1 pseudogene is annotated in these 257 nt (G+C 61.1%); it reads left to right on the top strand.

Annotated elements, in window-relative coordinates:
* Window positions 1-257, top strand: a pseudogene (locus SB765_RS31365) (hypothetical protein); the annotation flags it as partial.

Raw genomic sequence — 257 nt, 5'->3', positions numbered from 1 at the left:
ACCGCGCACCGTGTATACCCCCTGTGACCTGACCTTGCTGGGCACCTTGGCGCCTGACCGCTTGCATTTCGCAATCTCACCGTTGGAACCGGTCATCGCGGCGGGCGGCGTTCAGCCCTTCTCGATCACGCCCAGCGACGCGCAAGTCAAATGGTCTGTCGACAACTTGCCGGGTGAAACGGGTGACAAAGGCGCGATCGGTGAAGACGATGGGCTCTACATCGCGCCCCCTGCAAGTAGCTTTGAAGGCGAAACCT

Source organism: Pseudomonas sp. SIMBA_067, assembly GCF_046534675.1.
GTDB classification, from domain to species: Bacteria; Pseudomonadota; Gammaproteobacteria; order Pseudomonadales; family Pseudomonadaceae; genus Aquipseudomonas; species Aquipseudomonas putida.
The sequence above is the reverse complement of the archived record's forward strand: the minus strand, read 5'-3'. Positions and strand labels throughout refer to the sequence as shown.